Source organism: Microbulbifer sp. CAU 1566, from assembly GCF_023156515.1.
In the GTDB taxonomy this organism is placed as follows: domain Bacteria; phylum Pseudomonadota; class Gammaproteobacteria; order Pseudomonadales; family Cellvibrionaceae; genus Microbulbifer.
Map to the genome: position 1 here is coordinate 126,636 of NZ_JALNMG010000004.1, position 24,725 is coordinate 151,360.

Sequence of the window (24,725 nt, forward strand, 5' to 3'; positions counted from 1 at the left end):
CGCATGGGTTTTTTTATTTGGATCCGGGTCGCCAGTGTATATACCTAGGGCGCCATCAGCGGCGCCGGCCGCTCCGGAACTTTCTGGTAAAACACGTCGAGGCTCAGTGCAGAGCTAAGGATGTGCTCGTCGGGTATTTCACCTTCCGGATCATGGAAGGGGTCGGCGAAAAAGCGGTGGTTATTGCGCAGTGCCACCGATTCATTGGCGGCCTCTTGATGCAGCACCCACTCCCTTTCGTGGTACAAGACGCAGCTATCCGAAGGCGCAGGATCCCAACTATCAGCCTCGCAGAAACCGGAATTCTGTGAGAAATAGCGGCGAATCACCAGGTTGCCTGCGCTGTTGATTTGCCAGTATCCCGGCATCTGCGTCAGCTCGCTGGTGGCGAGCTCGCCATCGCCATTCGCATCCCAGGCGGAAACGGTCAGCGCCGTGCCATCCGCATTCACCTCAAACCAGAAGGGCTCCAGCGGCGAAAAGAAATCCTGTGGATAGCGGTAGATACCTACAGCGCGCTCTGCAGTCCATGCCGGCGCTTCTTTGCGGTATGCGGTTGCCACGGTCGACAGTCGCTCGGCGCCGTCGGTAAGCTCAAGGTACATTTTCGGCGCCTTGGGATTGCCGGACTCCAGAAAAACCAGCTCTGCGGGATAGCCCAGCAGGTCTGCGATAGTCACGTGCCCGGATGCATCAATGGCCCAGGATGTGCTCAGGTGACTGCTGGAGGCGATACCGCGACCACTGATAATGTCTTTGTTAACCGTAACGCTACCACCGGTTTCCACACTGCCAGCAAATACCAGCTGTACCGCCTGCAGCTCGATACTGGGCTCCTGGGCACCGTCTACAGGATCGGTCACCTCGCCCGGAATACCAGGCAGCGGAACACTGATGGCGATCCCCATTTCCAGCAGCTGTTGTGCACTCACGGTACCCGCCGCGCGAATCGCCATGGTGGCATCGGTGAAGCTGACAGGCTCGGTCGGGGGGTACTCGCCGTCGGGGTAGCGGGTGTACTGGTCCAGGGTAATCAGCAGCCAGTCTACCTGGGCGTCGCTCGACAACCACTGCACCAGCCGCGGGCGCACCATGACCTGCTCCAGCACCTGCTGCCCGAGCGCTTCATCGTAGCGGTAGTCTTCCCGCACCTGGAACTCGATACCGCTAATTACCAGTCCCTCGGGCTGCAGGCTCCAGGAGATGGCCCCGCTTCCCAACAGGCCGGACAGCTCCCCCTGTGCACCGGGCGCGAGCGTGAGGCGACGTCCAAAGTGCTCACTGGGCCGGCGGTCAAAAGGAATCGGCGTTACGTTGCCCGAGGTAAGGTAATAGGTGTCCTCAAGGGAAACACTGCTCGGTGGTCGGACCGCGGCCAATGACGAATCCGCCGCAATGGCATTGACTGCCGCCTGGTAAAGCGCCGCATCGCTGCTCTGGATCTGTGTTGCAAACCTGGCGGCCCTATCCATATCCGAAGCCAGTGCATAGGTATCACTCACTCCTTCCGGCACAGATACCACAGCGGAACTGTCCGCATCCAGCACCAGGCTGATCAACACCGCCAGCTGGAAGACTTCATTGCCGTTCAGCTGTTTCTGGCGCGCCCGCAGTTGCTCGGCAGAGGTCACACTGCCAGGCACACCGCCCTCGATTTGCGCGGCAAGGGCAGTGGTCACACTGGAGATATTCAACGGCAGGAATTCATCCCGGGTAACCACACCATCGTCACCGGCCGCACCCAAGAGAGCATCGGCAGCCAGTAGCGAAACCAGCTTGAACCCGGGGTCGCCGCTGCTTGCCTCTGCACGAATGACGCCCGCCAGCTCACTGTCGTCGACACTCACGGAAAGCGTGTAATTGCCTTCCGTGTCCGCCTGGGTAGTAAAGGTTTCACTGCCCACCGCAAACAGGATTTCCGCATTCGCCGCCGACTGATCTGCCACCAGGCCGGCAACCTCAATCGTTGTCACATTCGCAACAATGGTCACATTGAATGTTGCCGAGGACTGGGCCCCTTTATTATCCGTTACGGTAACGGTGACCACTGCCTCGGCGTCGCTTGTCACCGCCGGCGCATTGATGGTCAGTGACTCGCCGTCGGTATTACCGAGCTCCAGGGTAACCCCGGAGGTTTGCTCCCAATGGTATGTGGCGATGGTGCCGTCGCTGTCGGAAGCATTGGCAGCAACGTTCACGGTGCCGCCTTCGGCGATGGATACCGCTGCAACGTTTACACTGGGTGCCTTGTTTGTCGGCTCGGACGAATTGCCATCACCATTGCCACCGCCATTTCCACCACTACCGCCACCACAGGCAGCAAGTAACAGACTGGACAGCACCGCAGCGAGCCCAGCAGATTGGTTACCTTTTATTCTCATTGACTACTCTTTGTTTTCCGTTATGTCGCCTGTCGAGCGGTTAAGGTCTGTGCAGCTGCTCTGGAAGTCCCACCATTCGTGAGAAATGTTCGCGAGTTACACCAGCCCTAAATCGAAACGAAATAACCGGAAATCCCCTCATGCGCCGCTGTGATTTTGTTGGTATTTTTGTGAAAAATGCCCACGGTCGTACCAAACAGACCACTTCTGTAGTACTGGCAATTTAGTACCGGCGATAATGACCGACTATTTCTTCTTTTTGTTGTCTTCGTCGGCTTCGGTCGCCTTGCTCAGTGAATGGTATTTTTTCCGGATCTCGTCGATATCCACCGAAGGTGAGGGGAACTTCATTTTCAGGGACTCCAGTGCGCGCACCACTATGTGGGAGATGGCAAGGTTGCGGAACCATTTGTGGTTGGCGGGAATAACGAACCAGGGCGCTTGCTCGGTGCTGCAATTCTTCAACACATCCTCGAAGGCAGCGGTATAGTCGTCCCAGTAGTGCGCCTCGGAATAGTCACTGTCGCTGATTTTCCAATGCCGCGCCGGGTCGTCGATGCGCTTTTTGAAACGCGCCAATTGCTCCTCAGGATCTATGTGCAGATAAAACTTGAGTACCGTAGTGTCGTTATCGGCGAGCAGCTTTTCAAAATTGTTGATGTGCTGGTAGCGCCCGGACCAGATTTTTTTCGGCACCATTTTGTGTACCCGCTGGATCAACACATCTTCATAGTGCGAGCGGTTGAAGATGGCCACATGCCCGCGCCGCGGTGTCACCTTGTGACAGCGCCATAAAAAATCGTGCTCGCGCTCCGCGGTGGATGGCTGCTTGAACCCGGTTACGGTGCAACCCTGGGGGTTCATGGCTCCAAGCACATGATTGATGGCCCCATCCTTGCCGGCGGCGTCGCGTCCCTGCAGGCAGATCAACAACGAGCGACTATGCTCTGCGTACATCAGATACTGCAACTCACGCAGTTTTTCTTTGTACTCCTCAATGAGCGGAAGCGCGGATTTTTCGTTTTTGTGCTCACCACTGTAGGAAGCGTCGATTTTATCCAGCCGGATCTTGCTGCCCGGTTTTACCCGGAATTCGTCATAGTAATTCACCGGTAATCCTCGCGCGTTGCTGCAGCCTTCTGTAAATGCCGGTAAAGCATTTTTTTGACCAGATCGAGTACAAACATCCAACCCAGCATATACAGCCAAACCAGACCAATAATGGTCCAGGGAATAGCGGGCACCAGCCAGCCAAAAGCGCACATGAGTACCGCCAAAACCTGGGTGCCCACGACCGCAGCGACCAGAGGCACCGCCGGCCAGGGTTTTGCAAAAAATGCGTGTCGTGCGCGCACTACAAACAACAGCAGATGTCCGCCCGCCACAATCTGCAGGAAAATGACCGTCTGCAATTGTTCTTTTCCGAGCTTGATCCACGCCTGCCACTGGGCGTTATCCAGCCACTCCATACCAATCAACAGCAACCCGACGGTCTGGGCAATGGCGAACAGCCCCATAATACCGGCGCCATACAACAGCCGGTGCATTTGCCAGTGCACCGGTCGCGATGGCACCCGGGTATTGTCGTAAGCGATGGTCATGATGGGTACATCATCCAGCAGTGCGATCAGTACAATCATTACCGGCGTCAGTGGAGAAAAGCCGAAAAGCACCGTGGCAATTACCACCACCGCCATAATGTCCAGGGTCATGGCCACGCGAAACAGCACGTAGTGGATGATACGCTCAAAGATTTTGCGCGCTTCATCGATGGCATCCACCACCGTGGACAGCCCGGGGGCGGTGAGAATAATTGCGGCAGCGGCACGTGCAGCATCGGTGGCGCCACTGACCGCAATGCCGCAATCGGCCTGTTTCAGCGCTGGCGCATCATTGACGCCGTCACCGGTCATTGCCACCTGGTGATTGCGTCCCTGTAGCGCCTTGACGATGGCGTACTTGTGTTCGGGAAACACGCGACCAAAGCCATCCACCGTTTCGACACAGTCGGCGACCTTCTGTGACAGTCGATCCGCGTCCAGGGTTTTCGGGAATACATCGGCGGCATTGAGAATGTTTGGGCCTATTCCCACCTGAGCGGCGATTTCTTTGGCGATGGCCACATCATCACCGGTAATCATTTTTACCGCCAGGCGATGATCGCGGGCCCGGCTAATGGTCTCACGGGAGTCATCCCTGGGCGGGTCCTCCAGTGACAGTACACCGAGAAACTCCCAGTGATTACCGCGATCCACGGATTTGGAAACCGCTAGTGCCCGCAACCCCCGCGCAGCCAGGTCCGCTACGCACGTCTCCATTTTTTTTCCCGCGTCCCCGCGCAGAGCGCACAGTTGCGCAATGGCCTGGGGCGCACCTTTGGCAAATGTCACGGTGCGCCCGTCGGCGTCGGTCACTTCGGATAGTGTGTACTTGCGGACCGGGTCGAATGGGGTGAAGGTGTCCCGCCGGTATTTTTGCAGCGCCTGTTTGTAGGTGACGCCGGCAAATATCGCGCTGTCGATGGGGTCGGAGGAGCCCTCTTCCGAGGCCAGCGCTGCACCGGTAATCAGCGTGTCTGCGTCTTTCGCTTCGAACAGCTGTGGGTCATGCAGCGTAAGTTGGTTTTTGGTGAGGGTGCCGGTTTTATCGGTACACAGGATATCGACGCCCGCCAACTCCTCGATGGCTTCAAGGCGTGAAACGATGGCTTTTTTGCGCGACAGTGCCAGTGCGCCGAGCGCATTGGTGACGGTGACCACCGACGGCATGGCTACCGGTATCGAGGCGATCAACAGCACCAGCACCAGGCGCAATATGTCCAGTGCATCGGACCAGTGCCAGCTTTTCGCGACCACGATATCCCGATACAACTCGCTGCCCACCAGCACCATTGCCAGTAACAGGCACAACACAATCAGGAAGTCACCGATCTGGCTCATGGCGCGCTGTGAGTGAGAGAGCCCGCGGCCAGCGCCAGCCACCAGTTTCGCGGTACGACCGAAAAAGGTATTGGCGCCGGTGCCGATCACCACCGCGGTCATGGACCCGCGCTTGGCGATGCTACCGGAATAGCCGATATCGCCCACTTTTTTATCCACAGGCAGCGACTCGCCGGTAAGCGCCGCCTGGTCGATACTGATGGATTCCCCAGCGACAAAGCGCACGTCCGCCGGCACTATCTGCCCCAGGCGTATACGCACCATATCCCCGGGTACGACTTCCGCCGCGTCATTGGAGTGGAATGCACCGTCGCGCAGTACTTCCGCCTGTGGCGCCATCCCCGCCTTCAGTGCCGCCAGCGCCAGGGATGCCTTGCGCTCCTGCCAGAAGCCGGTAACGGCGTTGTACAACAGCAACAGCACAATGATAGAGAAGTCCGCCCAGTGGCCAATCACTGCGGATAACAGCGCCGCGCCCTCGATCATCCACGGGATGGGCCCCCAGAAATAGCGCAGAAAGCGGCGCAGGGCGCTTTGTTCCCTGGCGACAATGGCATTGGCACCATATTGCTGCAGACGTGCGCTGGCTTCGGCGCCAGTCAGCCCTCTGGCCGAGGTGTTCAGTGTGGAAAAGACCCTGTCCAGATCCGCTTGCTCAAGCTCGCTCTGGTCATTTGCTTCCGGCGTCGGCTTTTCACTGGACTCTTGTCGCTGCACTCGGTATTTCCCCGCCAATACAGGGTGCACCCGACCAGATGCCGTTTCCCTGCCATATTTTTAAATCTAGCAGGCACAAAAAAGCGGGCGCTGTGGCCCGCTTCTTTGCTGGTCTGGCTTGCGCCTGAGCAGAGGGGTTAGCCCTGCTTCACGCTATCGACCCAGGCATTTACCCGTTTTTCCAGCAGTGGCAACGGCAGTGCACCACCACCCAGTACGGTGTCGTGGAAGCTGCGGATGTCGAACTGGTCGCCCAGTGCCTCTTCGGCGTTGCCGCGCAATTCTTCGATCTTCAGCATGCCGATCTTGTACGCAGTGGCCTGGCCGGGAACCGTCAGGTAGCGGCGCACTTCGGAACGCACCGCGCCTTCCGGGATCGCGGAGTTGTCCAGGAAGTACTGTACCGCCTGCTCCTGGCTCCAGCCCTTGGAATGCATACCGGTATCCACCACCAGGCGGATGGCGCGCCACATTTCCGCGGTCAGACGTCCGAAGTCCCGGTAGGGGTCGCGGAACTGGCCCATTTCCTTGGAGAGTTTTTCCGAGTAGAGCGCCCAGCCTTCCACGTAAGGGGTGAAATGCGCCTGGGTGCGGAACTGCGGAATATTTTCCAGCTCTTGGGCAATGGAGATCTGCATGTGGTGACCGGGGTTACCTTCGTGGTAGGTCACCGTTTCCATATCGGTGGTCGACAGGGCGCTCATGTCCGACATGTGTACATAGTAAGTGCCGGGACGGGCGCCGTCCGGGGTACCGGGCACATAGTGCTGGGCGCCGCCGGGCACTTCGCGGAAGGCCTCAACGCGCTTCACTACCAGATCCGCTTTCGGCAGGATTCCGAAATACTCCGGCAGTTTTTTCTGTACATCGGCGAGGTAGCTGCGGGTTTCTTCCAGATACTTCTCGCGGCCCTCATCGGTGTTGGGGTAGTAGAACTGCTTGTCGGTGCGGATGAATTTGAAGAACGCCGGCAGATCGCCGTCGAAGCCTACCTGATCCTTGATACCTTCCATTTCCTTGCGGATACGCGCCACTTCGTCGAGACCGATCTGGTGCACGTCATCGGCGGTCAGCGGCAGGGTGGTGTAGTTGGCCAGGCGGTTGGTATAGAAGCTGTCGCCGTCCGGCAGGTTGGAAACACCCTTGGGTTCTTTATCGGCGTTGACACGGTCTTCCTGCAGCCAGGCGATATAGCCATCGTAGGAAGATTTCAGGTCACCGGTGAGGGCTTTTTCCACCTGCGCCTGCAGGTCTTTGGCGGTGGCTTCGTCGATCTTGCCGCCGTCTTTCAGGGCCGCAATTTTTTTCTTGGCATCGGCCATCAGCGGCGCGTCATCGCCCTCGCCAAACGGCTGGCCAGTGGTCACCTTCTGCGCGCGCTCGATCGCCAGATCGTAGGCGAACTGCGGCGGGCGAATGCCTTTCTTGGCGGAACCCTGGGCGCGCTCCAGCAGCTGGCCGAGAGCGACGCTGATACCGCCGATACGGGTGATGTAATCCCGCATATCCTGCTCGGTATCCACTTTGTGCTGGTTGATCAGGAAGGTGGGGAACTGGGCCTCCGGGCCACCCAGCTCGCTGGCGAAGTAGCCGTAGTCGGAGAAGGGCTGGTTGGCCTTTTCCTGTTCGTACTGCAGGATCCACAGGTCGTAGGATTCCTTGCCTTCGGTGGTCAGCTTGTCGTAGTCGAACTGGCTTTTCATTTCCTCGACGGTGGCTTTTTTCCAGGCCAGCTCGCGCTCGTCGGCGGCCTTGGTCATATCGTCGATTTTGTCGTACTGCTCCTTGCGACCCAGGTAGCTGAGCTGGATCGGGCTGAACTGCAGCTCTTCTTCGTATTTGCTGTCGAACCATTCGCCCAGGCGCTTGGTTTCCGCTTCCTGCTCCGCACTGGCCGATGCGGTTTCTGAAACCTGCTGCTCGACCTGCGCCGCACCGGCATCTACCTGTGTATTCTGCTGCTTGGGTTCTTCTGCTTTCTGGCAGCCGGCAACCACCGACGCGATAACCAGACTCAGGAGCGCTTTGCGCATAGCTTTCGCCTCTTTACTGTTTTAAAGAAAATACGTTTATGAACGCGTTATTAAACAACCAGCTTTGATACAAAGCCGAATTCATTCCTGTTCCAGGGCATCGGCCCCGACCATTTTTTTCTCGGTTCCGGTGATGATGTGCAGATCCCGCTGCGGGAAGGGGATTGTCAGGCCCTCGGCTTCCAGCGCCGGCTTGAGCTTTTTCATCAGCGCCCAGTACACATCCCAGTATTCATCGGTTTTCACCCAGGCCCGCAGGTGCAGGTTCACCGAACTGTCCGCCAGCGCCCGCACCGCATAGGCGGGTTCGGGGTCCGCCAGCACCCGCGGCTCGTCCGCCACCAGTTTACGCAGTACATTCATGCCGGTTTCGATATCGTCACCGTAGGCAATGCTGGCAATGATCTCGATTCGGCGGCTGGCGTTGCGGGTGAAGTTGGTCAGGGTCTCGCCCCAGACCTTGTCGTTGGGGGCCGAGATGCGCAGGCCGTCCGGGGTATCCAGCTCGGTGGTGAACAGGCCAATCTTGCGCACGGTGCCAATAATACTGCCGAACTGGATGGTCTCACCCACACGAAAGGGGCGCAGACCCAACAGCACAAAGCCCGCAGCAATACTCTGCAGGGTGTCTTTCAGCGCGAGGCCGATGGCGAGACCGGCAGCACCCAGCAGCGCCACCAGCGAAGTGGTATTCGCACCAAAGATATCCAGTACCACCAGGCCGCCCACCACGTAGGTGCCCCACACAGCGAGGGTTTCCAGCACCGGAACCAGGGTTTCGTCAATACCGCGCTCGGTCAGGCGGTTGACCGCCCGCGACACCAGTTTGGCGGCAACCCAGGTGATGACGAGTGCCAGTATCGCCCAGAGCACATTCAGCCCGACGTCCATCACTACCGGCCAGAGTTCCTCGAGCTGTGCTTTGAGTCCTTCCACGAATACATCTCCTGTGCGTGAATTTGTTTGACGGATTTTATGACAGTAGGGCGCAAGAATATGACAAGGGCAGCGGCCAGGGCCAGCGCACTAGCGCGCTAAACCACCGCTGCCGGCAACCCTGTTTCGCAGGGTGCCAAAAAGGGTGCCAAAAATGCCGGTTGGTTCCGGGTTCCGACGGAATCAGTCAGCGGAACTAGTCAGCGCAATTGGTCAGCGAAACCAGTCAGGCCGGGCCGGAAAAGAAATAGTGCTGGATCAACTGCAACACCAGCAGCGTCATGACCAGAATAAAGACCAGATTGCGTCGATTCACCTCATCCCCCGCTTGCGCCCAGCTCGTCCGACCGGGAGTCGGACAGCTTGAGCAGCCCCTCAGCCACCAGCCAGTCCCGGGATTCCCGCAGCATTTCGTCGAGACTCACCGTGTCGCGGTAACCCAGTTCGCGCTTGGCCTTGTCACTGCTGGCCACCACCCGCCGGGTGATCATCGCGGCCTTTTGCGGGGTTAGCGCCGGTTCACGGCCGCTCAGGCGCGCCGCAAGATCCTGCAGCTGTGCCATGGCACGAATCAAAAATGCCGGCGTGGTAGTGGTGGGTGCCGGCTTGCCCACCAGCTCGGCAATTTTTCCAAAGAATTCCAGGAAGCTGGCATCGGTACCGGCGAGAATATAGTTTTCTTCACACCGCCCTTTATGGAAAGCATCGATATGGGCGCGCGCCACCGCACCGGCGTGGCAGAAAGAACCGGAGCCCGGCGGCACACCCGGTAGCCGATCCTGCTGAATCATAAAGAAGGTCTGCGCCCAGCTGGACACATCGTACTTGCCGACGATGCCACAGGGGTTCAGGAACACCGCATCCAGTCCCTGCGCAATCTCCTCACGCACAGCGAGCTCCGCACGCTTTTTGCTGTAGTGGTAGTGGTGCTTCGGGTCGTCCGCCAGCTTCGCACTCGCTTCGTCGATGGGGCTGGTGTGGTAGCCATAGGCGGAAATAGAGCTGGTGACGATCAGGCGCCCGGGTGCGCCCTGGCCGACAAACTGCTGACGCGCAACCCGGGCAATATTGCCCGCACCCACCACATTGTCCTGCCACTGCTGCTTGTCGCCACCGCGCCACATACTGGTATTGGCGGCCAGGTGAAAAATGGCATCGACCTTTTTATCCACATTCGCGGACATGGCGCGCTGCAGGGAAGCCACATCATCCAGCGAAGCCTCGACCGGGGTCGCTCCCAGGGCCTGCAGCCGCTGGATATTGGAGCCAGGGCGGTGCATGGCGGTTACCTGCCAGCCATCGGCAATCAGTTGCTCAATCAGATTGGCACCGAGAAAGCCGGTACCGCCGGTTACAAATGCGTGCATGTCACCCCCATTAACCGGGCGGCACAAGCCGCCCTAAAACACCCAGACTACCGAATTTCCAGCCCCAGTTCATTGGCCAGGAACGCATACTGATTGGTGAAATCTTCCACCTGCATCCACACCGGCTTGCCGGCGCCGTGACCCGCGCGGGTTTCCACTGCGAGATAGATGGGATTGTCACACCCCTGGTCCCGCTGAAGTACTGCGGCGAACTTGTAGCTGTGCCAGGGCACCACGCGGTCATCGCGATCGGCCGTGGTGATCAGGGTAGCGGGGTAGCAGCTGCCTTTCTTGGTGTTGTGCACCGGCGAGTAGGCGTAGAGCGCTGCGAACTCTTCCTTGTTTTCCGACAGGCCGTAGTCACTGGACCACTGACGCGCGTTGGCGGAAGCGGTGTGGTAGCGCAGCATATCCAGTACGCTGACGATGGGCAGGGCAACCTTGAACAGCTCCGGGCGCTGTACCTCGGTGGCACCCACCAGCAGCCCGCCGTTGGAGCGCCCCATAATGCCGAGCTTTTCCGGTGAAGTGACTTTTTTTCCAATCAGCCACTCGGCCGCGCCGATAAAATCGTCGAACACATTCTGCTTCTGGAGCTTGGTGCCGGCCTTGTGCCAGTCACCACCGTACTCGCTACCGCCGCGCAGGTTCACCATGGCGAAGGTGCCACCCATATCCAGCCAACCGGCAAAACGGGTGTAGAACTGGGGCAACTGGGCGGCGTTGAAGCCGCCGTAACCATAAAGCAGGGTCGGGTTGCTGCCGTCATTTTTCATTCCTTTTTTATGCACCAGGAACATGGGCACCTTGGTGCCATCCTTGCTTGGAATAAAATGCTGGCTGACGGTGTAATCCGAAAAATCCGCCGGGTAATCCGGTTGTTTTACTTTTTCACTTTTACCGCTGGCAACATCCAGTTTGTAGATGCTGGGCGGCGTCAGGAAATTGCTGAAAGCGTAATAGGTTTCGCTGTCGTCCGGCTCGCCGTAAAAGCCTTCCACCGTACCCATGCCCGGCAGTTTCAGCTCGTACTGCTGTTTGCCATCCAGGTCCGTCACCACCACTTTGGAGGTGGCGTCTTTCAGGTAGTGCAACACAAAACGCCCGCCGATCAGGCTGGCACCTTGCAGTGCCTCTTTCTGTTCCGGCACCAGGGTTTTCCAGTTGGATTTCTGCGGCTTGTCCAGATCAATGGCAACAAGCTTGCCGTTGGCGGCACCGGCGTTGGTCTCGAAATAAAAGGTTTTTCCGCTGTTGCCGAGATAGGTGTAGAGCCCATCCCAGTCATCGAGCAGTTTCACTAGCGGCGCCTTGTCATCGCGCAGGTCCCGGTAATAAACCCCGTTGCTGTCGTAGCCGTCAAAAATACCGAAGACCAGGTAGTTGCCGTCGTCGCTGACCTGCGCCTCCGGGTTGCGGGTTGCGTGATCGGTGATTTCGTACACCAGCTGATCACGGCTCTGGGGCTCGCCGATTTTGTGGAAATACACCGCCACCTGTTTGCTGTCGTCCGCGCTGCCGTCGGCGTTGAACGGATATCGGCTGTAGTAGAAACCGGATTCATCCTTGGCCCAGCTGGCGCCACTGAACTTGATGCCGGTCAGGCGATCGGGAATCAGGCGGCGGGTTTTCAGGTCGCGCACCTGGTAGTCGGTCCAGTCGGTGCCGCCGTCGGAAGTGCCATAGGCCAGGTAGCGGCCGTTGGGGCTGACCGAATAACGCTTGGCGGCGATGGTCCCGTCCTTACTCAAGCTGCGGGGGTCGAGCACCACGCCGCCTTCCTTGTGGATATCCCGGGTGCTGTAAAACACACTCTGGTCCCAACTGCCGTCGTTGTACTCGTAAAAAACCTGTCCGGCTTTTTTGTAGGGCACCCCGTACTGTTGGTACTGCCACAGTTCGGTGAGGCGGTCGTTGATTTTCTGCCAGCCCGGCAGTGCTTTCAGTTTCGGCAGGGCGAAGTCATTTTGTGCCTTGACCCAGTCGTTCACCGGCTTGGAGCCCTGATCTTCCAGCCAGCGGTAGGGGTCGCTCACACTGGTGCCGAAATAGTCATCTGTCTGCGGGACGCTGGCGGTCTCCGGGTACTTGGATGGTGACTGCTCGCTGTTGGCGGCAATCGCGGCAGCGGCAGCAATACCCACGGCAATCAGGGCCAAGGCGGTTTTCTTCATGGGGGTTTCCGGTTTTTTATTGGCGATCAGTGGGCTAATCTAGGGAATTCGCCGCCAGGCATCCAGCGACTAGTAGCATTTTAGAAGAGGTTATCGATGAAAGGCCTGATTCAGCGGGTAAAGCACGCGAAAGTGGAAGTAGGCAGTGAATCTGTCGGTGCCATCGATCACGGGATTCTGCTGTTGCTGGGTGTGGAAGCAACGGATACCCCGGAGACTGCGGACAAGCTACTGCACAAGGTATTGCACTACCGCATTTTCAGCGATGACCAGGGCAAGATGAACCTGAATGTGCAGCAGGCGGGTGGCGGCCTGCTGGTGGTGAGCCAGTTCACCCTGGTGGCGGATACCGCCAAGGGACTGCGCCCCAGCTTCAGCCGCGGCGCCACGCCGCAGCAGGCTGAGGCGCTGTATGAATATTTCCTGTCCCAGGCGCGCGTCAGGCTACCCGAGGAACTGCCCGTGGCCGGCGGTCAGTTTGCCGCCGACATGCAGGTATCGCTCTGCAACGACGGGCCCGTGACCTTTTTACTGGAAGTCTGATTGTTTGCCATTTGGCGGGCAGCAGCCTGGGCGCGCTGGCTCAACGCCTCGAGCCGTGCCTTGCGCTCGTCTTGCGGGCGCGCGCCCAGCTGCTCCACCGCCATATAAAACGCATCCCAGTCTTTACCGGTGTCTTTGAACAGCTGTACAAACGCCGGCACCTTGGATTGATACTCGCTCACCAGTGCCAATGTAGCGTTATTGGTCTGCTCCACTAGGCTGGAAAATTTCTTGTCCTCCACCCAACCCTCGGACATTTTCCGGTAGCAACTTCGCAGCTGCTGCAGTGTCTGCGCTTTTTGCGCGCGCTTTTCCGCATCGCTCTTGTCCGAGCTGTACAGCGCCTGTAGTTGTTTGCGCGCGGCCACCATCAGGCCATTGACGCGCCTCGCCTGTTCGACACTTTTTACCTTGGGTGCAGGAATGCCCTGGCGCCGGCGCCAGTCCGGTAGCGCCAGTTGCGATACCGCGGTGGCGAAACTTTCATTGAAGGCAGTATCCCCGCCGATGTACACCCGCCGGTGTGCCAGCTCGTGAAACAGCAGGCTCGCCAGCCGCTCCGGCTTCCAATTCACGAAACTGGACAGCACCGGATCATCGAACCAACCGAGGGTGCTATACGCCGGTACCGGCCCCAGGTAGACGTCATAGCCTTCAGCGCGCATGCGCCCGGCCTGGTTTCTGGCGTCCTGCTTGTCAAAATAGCCGCGGTAACTGGCACAGCCGGCAATCGGGTAGCACCAGCGTTTGGGCGACAGGGAAAACTCCGGTGCCGCCACCAGGTTCCACAACGCGTATTCGTCTTTGAGCTGGGTAAATTCGCTGTAGGCGGTTCCCACCGGCAGGTGCAGCTCGGCCGCGGCGTAGGCGCGGATGGATTGCACCAGCTGCAGCTGTTTTCTCAGCTTGGGATCTGTCTGCTCATCCGCCACCAGTCCATCGATGGACTTGCGTCCGGCGAGAATTTTCAGCTGGCCGGTAGCCGCCTGCGAGTAGAAGTGTACGGTTTCACAACCGGAAACCAGCAGCGCCAGTAACAGCAGCAACAGTAGCCCGCCCTGTTTCAGGGCAGATTTACGCCATCTGGATACACGCCCGCCAGAAACAGCTAACTTTATTTTTGCCAGGCACTTATTCGGCAAAGTGTTCTGGAGAGTGTTCGGGAAGGCGTTCGAGAAAGTATTTGGGAAAGTTTCCATGCAACCTGTCGCGGCGGTTTCACTGATCTTCACGCTGGTATTGGGGGTCGTGCTGTGGATTTATCTGATGCGGCTCGCGTTCCGGGATTCCACACTGCTCGGCGTGCTCGCCATTGCGCTGCCCCCACTGGCACTTCTCATCATAGTGGCACAAGGTGCACACAATCGGGAGCTGATCGCAGTGACTGTCGCGTTTTTCTGCGCTGCGAGCCTGTTCCTCACTGCGCACTGAGCCACCTGTCACCTCACCCCACCTACACTTCGCACTTTATATCGCGACTTTTTATCGTGACGTTTTGTCGTAACTTTTTATCGCGACGTATCGTTGCCGCAACGGAAATGCTCCACCTGCTCACCGGCGAATGTTCCGGATTGCAGGTAGTGCACCACCTGATCAATAACACGCGGGTCATCGGTCAGGTTGTCGTGGGTAACCGGGTACTGCACCCGCGCACAAACACCCTCCACATAAGTGCTCGGCAATCCCACAATGCCGTCGTCGTCGCCGTGGATGATCGCCGAGAACAGCGGGTTGAATGAGCGGGTTCCGGCGACGACTCCCAGGGGGAACTTCACCGGCCCCAGGCGGCTGGGCACACTGCGCTCATCCACCCCCATCTGCTTGCCCGCGGGGCCGTTGACGTCTTTGATCCAGGGAATACACGACAGGAAGTTGCCCAGGCGGCTGCCCTGGTTGGGCGGGCCAAGCATGACGACGCCAGCCAGCTGACTGGCATCGCGGCTTTCGTAATACTGCCGCACCAGCAAACCACCCATGGAGTGCGCAACCATATACACCGGTGCTGCATTGGCTTTTTCACAGGCCGCAAGGCCGCGGGGAATGGTCTCTACCGCCAGCGTTTCGATCGGGCATTTTCGTGAGGGGTAGTCGAGGTTTATCGCAAAAAAGCCTGCATCGAGCAGGGCTTTTTCAATGGCGACCATGGAGGAGGAATCCTTGGTGATGCCGTGGATCAATATCGCGCAGGGGGTTTTCGTGTTGGCCCCATGGCTAATCGTTGCCGGCAGCAAGCCGAGCAGGCTCAGCAGCAGCGCGACTCTTAGCGCAACTCTTAAGGTTGGAAAGGTCGAAAAGTTCAGGCACTTCCCGAACGGTATCCTCGACTCCTGCATCTGCTCTCCGTGCCAGGCCCCAGAAGTGGCCCGGCAGCCTTGTCAGCTTAGGCCTCGCTTTCGGACGTCTCTTCGTCGCGCTTGCCGCGCTTGATCCAGCGCCCAAAAAAGACACCAATCTCAAACAGCAGCCACATGGGAATCGCCAGCAGCGTCTGGGAAATGACATCCGGCGGCGTCAGCAGCATACCCACGGCAAAACAGGCGACGATGACATAGGGGCGTTTTTTGGCCAGATCCTTGGCGGAGATGGCGCCGCTCCAGATCAAAAGAATAGTCGCGATGGGAATTTCAAAGGCAAAACCGAAGGCGAAAAATAACTTAAGCGCCAGGTCCAGGTAACTGCGGATATCCGGCATTACTTTGATATCGGCATCGGCAGAACTGATGAAAAAATCAAAAATCAGCGGGAACACCACAAAGTAGGCAAACGCCATGCCCGCGTAAAACAGAAAGATGCTGGAAAACATCAGCGGGGCGATCAGGCGCTTTTCGTGCCTGTACAGGCCGGGAGCAATAAACGCCCAGAACTGATAGAGCACAAAGGGAATGGCGACGAAGAACGCCAGCACAAAGGTGGTTTTAAACGGCGTCAGGAAGGGCGAGGTGACCTCGGTGGCAATCATGCCGGCGCCTTCGGTCAGGCGCGCCTGCAGCGGATCGGCAACAAAGTTATAGATTTCGTTGGCAAAAGGCACCATGCAGGCAAAGATGGCAATCACCACCAGCAGGGTTTTCAGCAGGCGGTCCCGCATCTCGATCAGGTGTTCGATAAACGGCTGGTCTTTTTCACTCATTGACGCTTGTCTTCCGCCTCGGTGGACTTGTCGCTGGGGGAGGGGTTTGCGGTGTTGGCGGCACCCTCTTTGCTATCCCCATCACTACTGCCACCTTCACTGCGGTCGGATTCTGCCGGATCCAGGCGATCCACTTCCGCCCAGGCCTCATCCTCTTCGTGCTTGAAATGATCCGGGTGGTGCGGATTGAATTCCGGTTCGCCGTGATCGTGCAGGTGTTCGGGGTATTCGGGATCTTCCAGATCCTCGTCTTCTTCCTCTTCCTCCGGCAGGTACTCGTCCGCCGGTTTCACCACATCGTCATCCGGCAGGTAGTCGGCGGCGCGACGACGCTGATCCGCTTCCGGGTCTGGCGCAGAAAGGGATTCGGGTGAAGCGGAAACGCCGGAACCGGTCTCGTCGCTGGCGGCCGATTTCTTGAGGGCTTCGGCCTGCTCGGTAACCGCCTTCAGGTCCTGCTCGAATTTTTTCTCCGCTTCACTGAAGGTGCGTTGCATCGCCTCCTGGCTCTCGCGCAATTCCTTGAGCACCCGCTCGTTGTGCAGTTCACGGCGAATGTCATCCGCACCGACCTCGCGCTCCAGTTCTTCCTTGGCGCTGCCGAGGGTCTGCTTGATTTGCGTCCACCAGCGCACCGTAGTGCGCACGGCATCCGGCAGGCGCTCGGGGCCGATTACCACCAGGCCGACGATACCGATCAACAGCAGTTCAAAAAATCCGATATCAAACACGCGGGTTTCGCTCTATCTGTTACAGAGGATTACTTGTCCTGGGACTGCTTTTCTTCGCTGGAGGTTTTCTGCTGCGGCTTTGTGTTGTCGTCTTTGCCCAGCAGCTCCGGATCCTTCTCGTCCTCTTCTTCGCCGTCCTTTTTACCTTCTTCTTTCATCGCTTTCTTGAAGCCCTTGATGGCTCCGCCCAGGTCGCCGCCCAGATTGCGCAGGCGTTTGGTGCCGAAAATCAGCAGTACGATGACCAGCAGAATCAGTAATTGTTGCCAGCTAATACCCATGTGAAATGCTCCTGATTAAATATTCTGAATTCGTCGTTTGTACTTTTTACGCGTTGTTGTTTTTACACGTTCATGCGCGGCCGGCAAGCCGGCCTGTGCATTTCAGCTATTGCCGCGAGAAGCCTTCTCTTCCAGCCCGGACAGGCCAAAGCGTCGACCCAGTTCATCCAACACCTCGCGGGAGTCGGTGCCAAGGTGCGCCAGCATCACCAAGGAGTGAAACCAGAGGTCGGCGGTCTCGCCGATCAGTGCCTTGTACTCGTCGGAGTCCTGCGCCTTGCCTTCGGCATCTTTGGCAGCCAGCACCAACTCGGTGGCCTCTTCGCCGACCTTTTCCAGAATCTTGTTCAAACCTTTGTGGTGCAGGCTGGCAACATAGGAAGACTCAGCGTCCCCCTGCTGCATCCGCAGCCGCAGTACCCGATCCAGTTGTATCAACATATTACTCATGGCGCGGTCTATTTCTCTCCTGAATAGATCTCTTTCGGGTCGGTGATCACCGGCTGGCGAATCTGCCACTGACCGTTTTCCAGTACCTGATAAAAACAACTGGTGCGCCCGGTATGACAGGCAATGCCGCCCAACTGTTCCACCAGCAGCACGATGGTGTCGCCATCGCAGTCGAGACGGATTTCCCGCACCTGCTGCACATGGCCGGAGGACTCGCCCTTGCGCCACAATTTGCCGCGGGAGCGCGACCAGTAAACCGCGCGGCCCTCTTCGGCGGTGAGACGCAGGGACTCTTGGTTCATCCAGGCCATCATCAGCACCCGACCGGTTTTGAAATCCTGCGCGATGGCGGGCACCAGCCCGTCGCTATTCCAACTGACCGCTTGGGTGAAATCGATATCGCTCACGGTATGCGTCCTTACTGCATTCGTTATTGTAGGCTGGCCTCAGGACATCCCCTGTGGCCTTTGCCGTCTTGTCTGTTGCGGTTATGCCCTTGCCCGCGACGCGCACACTAGGGCCACAGCAGCAGTGCCAGCGCCGCGGCACCCAGCGCCCAGCTTACCGCCGGCACCTGTGCCAGCAGGCCAGGAGAGGCCAACAGGGCTGCGCCCGCCGCCAGCAGGCCGCCCACAATCATCCGCGCATAGCGCTTGCGGCCGCGCCGCTTGCTGCTGGCCAACTGCTCACTGAGATGTTGCAGTTGCGGCCCCAGCTCCCGCCCCTGCTCCAGGGCGGAAAATGCCAGTTGTGGCAATTGCGGGAACTTTTCCAGCCATTCCGGCCCATATCGCCGGATTTCACCGACGATGGTTTTGGGGTGAATGCGCTCGCGCATCCACCGCTCGAGAAATGGATGGGCAGTCTTCCATAGATCCAGTTGCGGATAAAGCTGTCGCCCCAATCCCTCGATATTGAGCAAGGTCTTCTGCAACAGCACCAGTTGCGGTTGCACCTCCATATCAAAACGGCGCGCGGTCTGGAACAGGCTGATCAACACCCGCGCGAAGGAAATCTCCCCCAGGGGTTTCTCAAAAATCGGCTCACACACCGAACGGATCGCCGCCTCGAATGCATTCACCGGCGTATCCCGCCGCACCCAGCCACTCTGCACATGCAGCTCCGCCACCATGCGGTAGTCACGCCGGAACATAGCCAGCAAATTACGCGCCAGATAGTACTGATCCTCGCGGGTCAGACTGCCGACGATAGCGGTGTCGATGGCGATGTACTTGGGTCTGTCGGGGTGCTCCCGGGACACAAAGATATTGCCCGGGTGCATGTCGGCGTGGAAAAAATTGTGCTCGAACACCTGCTTGAAGAAGATCTCCACCCCGCGCTCCGCCAAAAGCTCCATATTGGTGCTCTGGGCGCGCAACTGCGCCAGGTCGGTCACCGGGATACCGTGGATGCGTTCCAGCACCAGCACATTCTCGCGGGTGTAGTCCCAGTGAACCTCGGGAATGTACAGCAGCGGGGAATTGGCAAAATTGCGCTTCAGCTCCGAGCCGTTGGAAGCCTCGCGCACCAGGTCCAGCTCGCCCTCGATGGTGTGACGGTAATCTTCCACCACCTCCACCGGGCGCATGCGGCGACCATCCGGCAAGTAGTGCTCGATCCAGCGGGCGATATAGTGCAGCAGTTCCAGATCCTGCTGAATCACCTTGTCGATGCCCGGGCGCAACACCTTTACCACCACCGACTCACCCGGCTCGCCGTTTTCCCCCTTCAGCCGCGCCCCATGTACCTGGGCCACCGACGCCGATGCCAGCGGCTCGCGCTCAAACTCCGCAAACAACTCATCCACCGGCGCACCCAGCGCCGCCTCAATACGCGCAATGCACTGATCCGCGGGGTAGGGCGGCACATTGTCCTGCAGCTGATTCAGCTCCAACACCATATCCGGCGGCAACAAGTCCGGGCGAGTGGACAACAATTGGCCGAACTTCACATAAATCGGCCCCAGGTCCTCCAGCGCACGACGCAGCCGCTCCCCGCGGCCCATATTCCTCGTCTTGCTTCCCTGCGGCAGTAACTTCGTCGGAGCCCACAGCGCGCGCAGCCACAGCGGCTGATGCTCGGCGGGAATCAGTTCGTTCAGGCGATAGCGCAGGAACACCCGCGCAATGGTCAGACTTCTCGCTACTGGCACTTCAGCGTTTCCCCTGGCCTTCCGTCTTCTGACGCAAAATCTCAATCCGCGCCTCCAGCCGATCCACCCCCTGGGCAAACTCGGCTACATCCTCAGCAAACGCCTCAAACTGCGCCTGCGGTGGCGTCATCCGCCACTCCTCAGTCACCGCCTCAGCGCCCGCCTTCGGCGCCGCACCCAGCGCACCTTTCAGCCAGCTCGCCGCCATGCGCATGCCGGTACCCAGCTGGTGCGCCGGAGAATCCCCGAGCAACTTTGCCAGCGGCTCCTCCCAATCGATATCCAGATCCCGCAGGATCGACTGCAACTCCGCCAACAGTGCACTGGAACCGCGCACCGTCACCCCCAGCTTTGCCGGCGTGGCATCGCGGTTTTTCAATAGCTGCAGAAACGCCAGGGCAGAGCCGGACAGCTCCGTGGTCACTTCACCGCTCCAGCGGCTGTGCACTTCGATACAATTTCCACCAAAATCAGCGCCCTCATCACCGTCCGCGTCATCAATCACCAGAAACAGGGTCATGGCCGGCGCAGTAAGATGCACGCCCAGTGTCTTGCCCGCCAGTTTACTCAGGCGCGCACGGCTACCCGGGTCGTAACGCAGGGCGGTGTTGATGGCGGTTTCCAGGGTGGCGTCGAAGCCGGCGCGGAAGGTGGGATCGGTCATGATTTTTTATTCAGTGCCCGGAAGCTAGACGCGAAGGCGCCGCTGCCGGTGTCTGTTTGCGGGACCGTCTGCGGCCGGGATGGCCGCAGCCGAGCCCCCATGGATGGGTTCACGGCGTGTCCCGCAAACAGACACCGGTAGCGGCGCCGCCACAGAACAAGAACCGAAGCCCCAACATTCAAAAAAGACTAGGGTTTAATGCCTTTGTGCAAAGCCACAATGCCACCGGTCATATTGTGGAATTCGCAGTCCACAAAACCGGCTTCGCCCATCATGTCTTTCAGGGTCTGCTGATCCGGGTGCATACGGATACTTTCGGCCAGATAGCGATAGCTGTCCGCATCGTCCGCCACCAGCTTGCCCATAAACGGCAGCAGACGGAACGAATACTGGTCGTAGACCTTCTCCAGCAGCTTCGACTGCGGCTTGGAAAATTCCAATACCAGCAGGCGACCACCGGGCTTCAACACCCGCAACATCGAGCGCAACGCCAGATCTTTATCCGTCACATTGCGCAGGCCGAACGCAATGGTGATGCAATCAAAGGTGTTATCCGGAAAAGGCAGGTACTGGGCATCCGCCTGCACCGTCTCCACATTCCCGGCAATGCCCCGATCCAGCAGGCGATCGCGCCCCACCTTCAACATCGACGCATTGATATCCGCCAACACCACCTTGCCGGTGGGGCCCACAATGCGGGAAAAGCGCGCCGTCAGATCACCGGTGCCCCCGGCAATATCCAGAATCGTCTGCCCCGGGCGGGCCGCAGAAAGCTCGATGGTGAAACGCTTCCACAGGCGGTGAACACCCCCGGACATCAGATCGTTCATCACGTCGTAGCGGGCCGCCACCGAGTGAAAAACATCCGCCACCCGTCCGGCTTTTTCTTCCACCGGCACCTGCTGGTAACCGAAATGGGTCGTCTTGCGTTCCGTCATCTTGCGCCTGCTGTAGCAAATTCAGGGCGGTATTGTACATGGGGCATGTTGGAATGGGATATGCGGGCTAATAACTCAAAACAATAGCAACAAAGCTTCGAGTCGCCGCACGCCAGTGAACGCTCAGTCACAGCCGGTCACGTTTAGCACAAAAATCATTATTCCCCGATTTTGAAACAATCGTGCCAACAAATCCCCCCCTTCTTTAGCAATATATAATTTTGCTTATTTTCAATAATGAGGGCACTTTCCTCCAGTTCGTTACAGATATACGGCATAAAAACCTTAATAGCCGAATTTCTGAACGAGAAACCCTGTAGGGGGGGAAATAACAATTATGAAAAGCAACACACTCTCTATGGCCATCCGCGGCGCCATCCTGGCAGCCGTTGGCGTGACTCCCGCATTTGCACAGGAAGACAGCAAAGCAGTCAATGCGTCCTCCATCGACGACAGCACCATCGAACAGGTCACCGTCACCGGCTCGCGTATCGCGCGTCCGAATTCCATCAGCCCGACCCCGGTAACCTCGCTGACCGCAGAAGACATCAGTCTTAGCGGCGAAACCAACCTGGGTGATTTCCTCAACGACCTGCCGGCACTGCGCGCTACCTACTCCGGCCAGAACTCCGGACGCTTTATCGGTACCGTGGGCCTGAACCTACTGGACCTGCGCGGCCTGGGTACCTCCCGTACCCTGGTACTGCAGGACGGCCGCCGCCACATCGCCTCTGCCGTTGGTACGTCGGCGGTTGACGTCAACACCATCCCGGAAGACCTGATCGAGCGCGTCGACGTGATTACCGGCGGTGCCTCCGCGATTTACGGTGCCGACGCGGTCACCGGCGTGGTCAACTTCATCCTCAAGGATGACTTTGAGGGCGTGAAGCTCAGCGCCTTCGGCAGCGACACCGAAAATGGCGGTGCAGAAACCACCGAAGTTTCCGTCACCTTCGGCCAGAATATGTTCGACGGCCGCGCCAACATCGCCGGTAGTTTCTCGCACACCAGCCGCGGCGATGTTTACGGCACCGACCGCGACTGGATCACCCGGGGCTACGGCACCCTGCGCAATCCAAACGATACCGGCCCTGAAGATGGCATCCCCGATCGCTTTATTGTCCAGGACTACACCCTGCCGATCATCAGCGATGCAGGTATCGCCTACTTGCCGATGGGCAATCACACCTTTGATGACGACGGCACTGCACGCCCGGTCATCCCCGGTGACTTCTGTGACACTGCCGGCCGCTGTACCGGTGGCGACGGCTACCGCTGGATCGGCCAGTATCAGATGTATCCGCGCATGGAGACCAACAACCTGTTCGTGAAAGGTCACTATGACCTCAACGACTCCACCCGCGTCTTTGCCGAAGCCAAATACGTATCGCACGAAGCCGAGAGCTGGGGACAGGCAAGCTTCAGTTACAACGGCTACTCCGCTACCAACCCCTTCCTCGACAAATCCCTGTCCGATGAACTGGTTGCCGCCGGTGTAGGCTCGTTTGGCATGTACCGCATGCACTCCGACCTGGGCTACCGCGGCGACCTGGCCGAGCGTGAAACCCAGCGCTACGTGCTGGGCGTAAAAGGCGATCTGGGCGGCCGCTGGAACTATGAGGCGAGCGTGGTCTACGGCCAGTACGACGCCGATATTTTCTACCTGAATAACCGTCACAACGAACGCTTTGCGCAGGCGATCGATGCGATCGATGCGATCGAAGTCGACGGCGCCATCGTGTGTGCCGACGAATCCGCACGTGCAGCCGGCTGTCAGCCGCTGAACCTGTTCGGCCAGAACCTGAACTCCCAGGAGGCCGTCGACTGGGTAATGCTGGATAACACTGGCTCCGTAGAAGAGATGACCCAGCTCGTTGCATCCGGCTTTATCGGCGGCGACATTATCGACCTGCCCGCCGGTCCGCTGTCTGTCGTGGGTGGCTTCGAATACCGCGAAGAAACCAGCTTCGTGGACTTCGACGAAATCATCAAAAGTGGCACCACCTTCATGAACGCGCTGGCGACCACCGATGGTGAATACGACGTTTCCGAAGCCTACGTGGAACTGTCTGCACCGCTGCTGTCCGACCTGCCGGGCATCCAGAGCCTGGTGTTTGACACCGCCTATCGCGCGGCGGACTACTCCACTATCGGCAGCACCGGCGCCTGGAAAGCCGGCCTCGACTGGGCGGTAATTGATGACGTGCGCATCCGCGCAACCACTTCTCAGGCAGTGCGCGCACCGAACATCGATGAGCTGTTCGCGCCACTGGGGCAAAACTTCTTCAATGTCGACGACCCCTGTGACGCCGACGAAGTGGCTTACGCACCAGACCCCGCCCAGCGCGCGGCCAACTGTGCCGCTCTCGGCCTGGCAGCGGATTACCAGTCGCCGTGGAACGAAGGCCCGACCCTGCCCGGCTTCAGCGGTGGTAACGTGAACCTGCAGGAAGAAACCGCGACTACCATGACTTACGGCCTGGTAATCACCCCCCGTTTCGCCGAGGGCCTCACCATCACTGCAGACTACTGGGACATTGAAATCGAAGATGCCATCTCTTCGTACAGCGGCCAGACCATCCTGGACAAGTGCGTCGACGCAAGCTCCATCGACAACCAGTTCTGCGGCAACATCCAGCGCGGCGCCAATGGTGATCTGGTTTCCCTGACCAGCTCCGCCCTGAACGCTTCCAAGCTCACCGCCAAAGGTGTCGACTACGAAGTGCGTTACGAAATGGCGCTGGCGGACCTGTTCAAATCCGAACTGGGCAGTCTGACCCTGAGCCTGCAGGGTACCCACCTGCTGGAACGCGATGACTACTCCTTCCAGAACGAACCGGACAGTGCCGACCGCGAAGATGGCGAGCTGGGTGACCCCACCAACGCCTACAACATGAACGTCACCTACCGCTATGGCGACCTGTCGGTAAACTGGTCACACCGCTACCTGGATGACATGGCGCTGTACGCACTGGAGTCCGCCGAGCCCGAAAGCGCCGCACCCAGCTCTACCGGTGAGGTCCGCTACAACGACATGCGCGCCGCCTACCTGTTCAAAGAAGGCTTCGAAGTGTTCGGCGGTATCAACAATATCGAAGACCAGGACCCGCCGGCCTACCTGTCCGGAACCAGCGGTGACTCAGGTATCTACGATACCCTGGGACGCAGCTTCTACGTGGGTGCCAACTACACCTTCTAACGCTGTCACCAAAGATCTCTCTCAAGATCAACAACAAGAACCGGGGAGCCGCAGGGCTCCCGCTTGCAAAGCCGCATCACTGATGCGGCT

20 protein-coding genes are annotated in these 24,725 nt (G+C 58.7%); 3 read left to right on the forward strand and 17 right to left on the reverse strand.

Going from position 1 to position 24,725, the window contains the following annotated elements; all coding sequences use genetic code 11:
• Nucleotides 1–44 precede the first annotated feature (44 nt).
• From M0G74_RS11445 to M0G74_RS11475, 7 genes are all read right to left on the reverse strand, one after another.
• Nucleotides 45–2,381 carry a hypothetical protein gene (locus M0G74_RS11445; RefSeq protein ID WP_248217077.1) on the reverse strand — a complete coding sequence of 779 codons (2,337 nt, stop codon included), beginning with the start codon at nt 2,379–2,381 and terminating at the stop codon, nt 45–47.
• Between the two features lie 246 nt (nt 2,382–2,627).
• Nucleotides 2,628–3,491 carry a polyphosphate kinase 2 family protein gene (locus M0G74_RS11450; protein ID WP_248217079.1) on the reverse strand — a complete coding sequence of 288 codons (864 nt, stop codon included), beginning with the start codon at nt 3,489–3,491 and terminating at the stop codon, nt 2,628–2,630.
• Nucleotides 3,488–6,037, reverse strand: a complete 2,550-nt coding sequence (locus tag M0G74_RS11455) for a plasma-membrane proton-efflux P-type ATPase (protein ID WP_248217080.1) — start codon at nt 6,035–6,037, stop codon at nt 3,488–3,490. Before M0G74_RS11455 ends, M0G74_RS11450 begins: the two co-directional genes overlap by 4 nt.
• A 137-nt stretch (nt 6,038–6,174) precedes the next feature.
• Nucleotides 6,175–8,070: a DUF885 domain-containing protein gene (locus tag M0G74_RS11460; protein WP_248217081.1), complete on the reverse strand. Its 1,896-nt coding sequence runs from the start codon at nt 8,068–8,070 to the stop codon at nt 6,175–6,177.
• A gap of 81 nt (nt 8,071–8,151) precedes the next feature.
• Nucleotides 8,152–9,006, reverse strand: coding sequence for a mechanosensitive ion channel domain-containing protein (locus M0G74_RS11465; RefSeq protein ID WP_201276897.1), 855 nt, complete (start codon nt 9,004–9,006; stop codon nt 8,152–8,154).
• Between the two features lie 317 nt (nt 9,007–9,323).
• The gene (locus M0G74_RS11470; protein ID WP_248217082.1) at nt 9,324–10,373 is read right to left on the reverse strand and encodes an NAD-dependent epimerase/dehydratase family protein; all 1,050 of its coding nucleotides are present in this window, start codon (nt 10,371–10,373) and stop codon (nt 9,324–9,326) included.
• Nucleotides 10,374–10,420: 47 nt separating this feature from the next.
• Nucleotides 10,421–12,547 carry a prolyl oligopeptidase family serine peptidase gene (locus tag M0G74_RS11475; protein WP_248217087.1) on the reverse strand — a complete coding sequence of 709 codons (2,127 nt, stop codon included), beginning with the start codon at nt 12,545–12,547 and terminating at the stop codon, nt 10,421–10,423.
• 96 nt (nt 12,548–12,643) lie between these two features.
• On the opposite strand from M0G74_RS11475, the gene dtd reads away from it, so the two are divergent.
• Complete coding sequence (dtd, locus tag M0G74_RS11480; RefSeq protein WP_248217088.1) at nt 12,644–13,090, forward strand: D-aminoacyl-tRNA deacylase; 447 nt, start codon at nt 12,644–12,646, stop codon at nt 13,088–13,090.
• Here the strand turns inward: dtd and M0G74_RS11485 are convergent.
• On the reverse strand, nt 13,021–14,136 hold the full coding sequence (locus M0G74_RS11485) for an aminopeptidase (protein WP_248217094.1): 1,116 nt from the start codon (nt 14,134–14,136) through the stop codon (nt 13,021–13,023). The genes dtd and M0G74_RS11485 overlap by 70 nt on opposite strands.
• 151 nt (nt 14,137–14,287) lie before the next feature.
• On the opposite strand from M0G74_RS11485, the gene M0G74_RS11490 reads away from it, so the two are divergent.
• Nucleotides 14,288–14,521 (forward strand): hypothetical protein, encoded by a 234-nt coding sequence (locus M0G74_RS11490; protein ID WP_248217097.1) that lies wholly within the window; start codon nt 14,288–14,290, stop codon nt 14,519–14,521.
• Nucleotides 14,522–14,598: 77 nt separating this feature from the next.
• Here M0G74_RS11490 and M0G74_RS11495 read toward each other — a convergent pair whose 3' ends face one another.
• From M0G74_RS11495 to ubiE, 9 genes are all read right to left on the reverse strand, one after another.
• Entirely contained in the window at nt 14,599–15,423 is an 825-nt protein-coding gene (locus M0G74_RS11495) for an alpha/beta fold hydrolase (RefSeq protein WP_248217098.1), read from the reverse strand.
• Between the two features lie 47 nt (nt 15,424–15,470).
• Complete coding sequence (gene tatC / locus M0G74_RS11500) at nt 15,471–16,220, reverse strand: twin-arginine translocase subunit TatC (protein ID WP_248217100.1); 750 nt, start codon at nt 16,218–16,220, stop codon at nt 15,471–15,473.
• Complete coding sequence (gene tatB, locus M0G74_RS11505) at nt 16,217–16,951, reverse strand: Sec-independent protein translocase protein TatB (RefSeq protein WP_248217102.1); 735 nt, start codon at nt 16,949–16,951, stop codon at nt 16,217–16,219. The genes tatC and tatB overlap by 4 nt, the downstream gene beginning before the upstream one ends.
• A 29-nt stretch (nt 16,952–16,980) precedes the next feature.
• Nucleotides 16,981–17,232, reverse strand: a complete 252-nt coding sequence (gene tatA, locus M0G74_RS11510; RefSeq protein ID WP_248217105.1) for a twin-arginine translocase TatA/TatE family subunit — start codon at nt 17,230–17,232, stop codon at nt 16,981–16,983.
• A 102-nt stretch (nt 17,233–17,334) separates the two neighbouring features.
• Nucleotides 17,335–17,682, reverse strand: coding sequence for a phosphoribosyl-ATP diphosphatase (locus M0G74_RS11515; RefSeq protein ID WP_160152016.1), 348 nt, complete (start codon nt 17,680–17,682; stop codon nt 17,335–17,337).
• 8 nt (nt 17,683–17,690) lie between these two features.
• A complete protein-coding gene (gene hisI / locus M0G74_RS11520) occupies nt 17,691–18,089 on the reverse strand; it encodes a phosphoribosyl-AMP cyclohydrolase (protein ID WP_248217107.1) in 399 nt (132 codons plus the stop codon).
• 107 nt (nt 18,090–18,196) lie between these two features.
• A complete protein-coding gene (ubiB, locus tag M0G74_RS11525; RefSeq protein ID WP_248217109.1) occupies nt 18,197–19,834 on the reverse strand; it encodes a ubiquinone biosynthesis regulatory protein kinase UbiB in 1,638 nt (545 codons plus the stop codon).
• Between the two features lies 1 nt (nt 19,835).
• Nucleotides 19,836–20,498, reverse strand: coding sequence for an SCP2 sterol-binding domain-containing protein (locus tag M0G74_RS11530; RefSeq protein WP_248217111.1), 663 nt, complete (start codon nt 20,496–20,498; stop codon nt 19,836–19,838).
• Between the two features lie 188 nt (nt 20,499–20,686).
• Complete coding sequence (gene ubiE / locus M0G74_RS11535) at nt 20,687–21,436, reverse strand: bifunctional demethylmenaquinone methyltransferase/2-methoxy-6-polyprenyl-1,4-benzoquinol methylase UbiE (RefSeq protein WP_160152012.1); 750 nt, start codon at nt 21,434–21,436, stop codon at nt 20,687–20,689.
• Nucleotides 21,437–21,773: 337 nt separating this feature from the next.
• Between ubiE and M0G74_RS11540 the strand changes: the two genes are divergently transcribed.
• Nucleotides 21,774–24,635: a TonB-dependent receptor gene (locus tag M0G74_RS11540; protein WP_248217113.1), complete on the forward strand. Its 2,862-nt coding sequence runs from the start codon at nt 21,774–21,776 to the stop codon at nt 24,633–24,635.
• The last annotated feature ends 90 nt before the right edge of the window (nt 24,636–24,725 follow it).

Coding starts and splice junctions, on each gene's coding strand:
- M0G74_RS11460 (WP_248217081.1), bottom strand. CDS start 8,070: ATGCGCAAAGCGCTCCTGAGTCTGGTTATCGCGTCGGTGGTTGCCGGC.
- M0G74_RS11475 (WP_248217087.1), bottom strand. CDS start 12,547: ATGAAGAAAACCGCCTTGGCCCTGATTGCCGTGGGTATTGCTGCCGCT.
- tatC (WP_248217100.1), bottom strand. CDS start 16,220: ATGAGTGAAAAAGACCAGCCGTTTATCGAACACCTGATCGAGATGCGG.
- M0G74_RS11540 (WP_248217113.1), top strand. CDS start 21,774: ATGAAAAGCAACACACTCTCTATGGCCATCCGCGGCGCCATCCTGGCA.
- dtd (WP_248217088.1), top strand. CDS start 12,644: ATGAAAGGCCTGATTCAGCGGGTAAAGCACGCGAAAGTGGAAGTAGGC.
- M0G74_RS11530 (WP_248217111.1), bottom strand. CDS start 20,498: ATGACCGATCCCACCTTCCGCGCCGGCTTCGACGCCACCCTGGAAACC.
- tatA (WP_248217105.1), bottom strand. CDS start 17,232: ATGGGTATTAGCTGGCAACAATTACTGATTCTGCTGGTCATCGTACTG.
- M0G74_RS11490 (WP_248217097.1), top strand. CDS start 14,288: ATGCAACCTGTCGCGGCGGTTTCACTGATCTTCACGCTGGTATTGGGG.
- M0G74_RS11470 (WP_248217082.1), bottom strand. CDS start 10,373: ATGCACGCATTTGTAACCGGCGGTACCGGCTTTCTCGGTGCCAATCTG.
- M0G74_RS11515 (WP_160152016.1), bottom strand. CDS start 17,682: ATGAGTAATATGTTGATACAACTGGATCGGGTACTGCGGCTGCGGATG.
- M0G74_RS11495 (WP_248217098.1), bottom strand. CDS start 15,423: ATGCAGGAGTCGAGGATACCGTTCGGGAAGTGCCTGAACTTTTCGACC.
- M0G74_RS11445 (WP_248217077.1), bottom strand. CDS start 2,381: ATGAGAATAAAAGGTAACCAATCTGCTGGGCTCGCTGCGGTGCTGTCC.
- ubiE (WP_160152012.1), bottom strand. CDS start 21,436: ATGACGGAACGCAAGACGACCCATTTCGGTTACCAGCAGGTGCCGGTG.